Raw genomic sequence first — 2,320 nt, 5'->3', positions numbered from 1 at the left:
GCCACGTGCCAAGGAAACCTGCACCATTTTCAATATCGTATAAAGAAATACAACCGATGGGGTTTTCCCATTCATCTAAAATTGTTCGTGAAATGAGTTCACCAGCTTCTTCGGCCTCGATCGTTTGCTTAGTAACGAATACATATTCTTCATATGAATCTACTTTATGGCGCACGAAAGGGAAGACATCTGGATGCGTCATTTGTTCATAAAGAGAAAAACAATCTGTAAAATCTCTCTTTTTTAACATTTCCGTCCCTCCGTTTGAGGGCRGTTCTTATGCGTAGTCGCTGCCCACCCTCGAAATTTTTTAAGTCGTTCGTCAAAAAATTTCGGGGTGGGAATCGAACCCACTAGAACCGGAAACCGGTGGCGCACCATTTGCCTTCCCTATTTTTATTGTCTGAAAATATATAAATCTAAAGAACCTTACGAAGGTATAATACTAAAAAAAAAACGGTTTGGGAATAGGTTTTTTGCCTTTTTTTTTCGTCAAATTTCAACTTTTTTATGAAGGTTAAAATTGGAAGGCAAACGCGTGCTTTTTTCTTTAGAAAAATTGATTTTATTCCCTATATTTTTGAGAAATGCTTTTGTTTTTATTAAAATTTTCCTGTAACTTGCATGAATAAAATGATCGTACCGAGTGCCCAAACATAAATAGAAAATATTTTCAGTGAACGCTTCTTTAAAAAATCAATCATCCACACAACGGCGATATAGCCAAAGATTGCTGCGGCCAGGGTACCGACAAAAAGGGCTGTGATAGGAAGCCGTTCAACATCTCCTGTAAAAATGGGTTTCATTTGAAATACGATGCCCCCTGTAATTGCAGGAATCGATAACAAAAAGGAAAAATAGGCGGCAGTGGCTCTGTCAAGCTTGCAGAAAAGTCCAGCGGCGATAGTCAATCCAGAACGTGATAGGGCAGGCATGATGGCAGCTGCTTGAAATGTCCCGATAATAAGGGCATCTTTTATGGAAATTTCATTCAGCGATTTGCTCCCTTTTCTTACCCCGTCTGCTAACCATAAAATCAGTCCGGTGACTAAAAATTCCCAGCCGATTGTCACTCCTGTTTTTGATAGGCCGTCAAACCAATCGCCTAGTAAAAGACCGGCAACCACAGCAGGGAACGTTCCTGCAATCAAGAGAAGCGTCATTTTGGAGAAAGGGTTTTTCAGTAAGAAAATAATGTCATCCTTGTAGACAACTAATAAGGCAAGCAAGGTTCCGATATGAAGCATGGTATCCAGAAAAATGCCTGCCTCGTCAAGACCGAATATATGCCGCCCTAAATATAAATGTCCTGTACTTGAAATAGGTAAAAACTCAGTCAAGCCTTGAATGATTCCAAGGATAAAGGCTTGAAATTGATTTAGCAAAAAAACATCACCCCAGTCTAGGTGTTTTAGGACAATCCTTTATTTTATCTGTATGCACAAGAAGGATGAAAATGTTCAGATTTTTTGGAAATTAAATTACCAACAAGATTTGTGATGGAAAAGATAGTCCTCATCCACTTTTTTCGAATATAATGAAAGGAAAATGAAACTATTTGTTATTTGATTCGTAATTATTCATATGAGAGAGGAGGAGAAGACACTATGCCTACTAAAGATGAAAGAGTGTTTGCTGCCCTTATATATGTCATCAGCTTTTTTACAGCTTTTGTCGGTCCTTTGGTCATTTGGCTACTTAAGAAGGACTCGTCACAATTTGTAGATTATCACGGAAGGGAATATCTAAACTTTTTTATTTCCTACACCGTATATTCGATTGTTGCAGGGGTTCTGTCACTGGTACTGATTGGATTCTTACTATTGCCGGTTATCGGAATAGCTTTAATCGTATTTACTATCATTGCTGCAGTCAGGGCTTATGAAGGAACAGACTATCGCTTTCCACTAATTTTTAGAATTTTATAGAATGTAAAAAGGGATTCGATATACACGAGTCCCTTTTTATCATCTGGGAATATTTACTTTGTTAGGAAAAATAATTACGACGCTGTGTTTAGTTCGATAATTGCCTTATTATTAAAAAAGGGAATAGGTCACATTAAAGCGAATAAAGTATTATAATATTTCCTTCAATAACCTTTAAGAGAAATGAATGACAGGCTGCTTGACACCTTACCGATAATTGTCAATTCAGACGGTGATTCTTTATAAGGAGTAAGGAGCAGAATATGAATATTCGCGAATATTATCAAAAAACGAGCAATTCAAATTTTCATGCATCTTGGATCTCTCTTTTATTGGCCATTGTTTTTTTTATTTGTCATGCTTTTACAATAATTCCTGGTAACATTTTATTG

At 37.0% G+C, this 2,320-nt stretch carries 2 protein-coding genes and 1 pseudogene; 1 reads left to right on the top strand and 2 read right to left on the bottom strand.

Annotation, left to right across the window (positions count from 1 at the left end; translation table 11 throughout):
• Both AC1DUW_RS26280 and AC1DUW_RS26275 read right to left on the bottom strand, forming a co-directional pair.
• Nucleotides 1–250, bottom strand: a pseudogene (locus AC1DUW_RS26280) (GNAT family N-acetyltransferase); the annotation flags it as partial.
• A 352-nt stretch (nt 251–602) separates the two neighbouring features.
• Nucleotides 603–1,385, bottom strand: coding sequence for an undecaprenyl-diphosphate phosphatase (locus AC1DUW_RS26275; protein ID WP_053346570.1), 783 nt, complete (start codon nt 1,383–1,385; stop codon nt 603–605).
• Nucleotides 1,386–1,607: 222 nt separating this feature from the next.
• Here AC1DUW_RS26275 and AC1DUW_RS26270 point away from each other — a divergent pair, with 222 nt between their 5' ends.
• Nucleotides 1,608–1,928: a DUF4870 domain-containing protein gene (locus AC1DUW_RS26270; RefSeq protein ID WP_053346569.1), complete on the top strand. Its 321-nt coding sequence runs from the start codon at nt 1,608–1,610 to the stop codon at nt 1,926–1,928.
• Nucleotides 1,929–2,320 lie beyond the last annotated feature (392 nt).

This window comes from Peribacillus sp. P4_C12 (genome assembly GCF_056402095.1).
Note: the sequence above shows the minus strand (reverse complement) of the source record. Positions and strands in the feature narration are given on the sequence as shown.

Coding starts and splice junctions, on each gene's coding strand:
- AC1DUW_RS26270 (WP_053346569.1), top strand. CDS start 1,608: ATGCCTACTAAAGATGAAAGAGTGTTTGCTGCCCTTATATATGTCATC.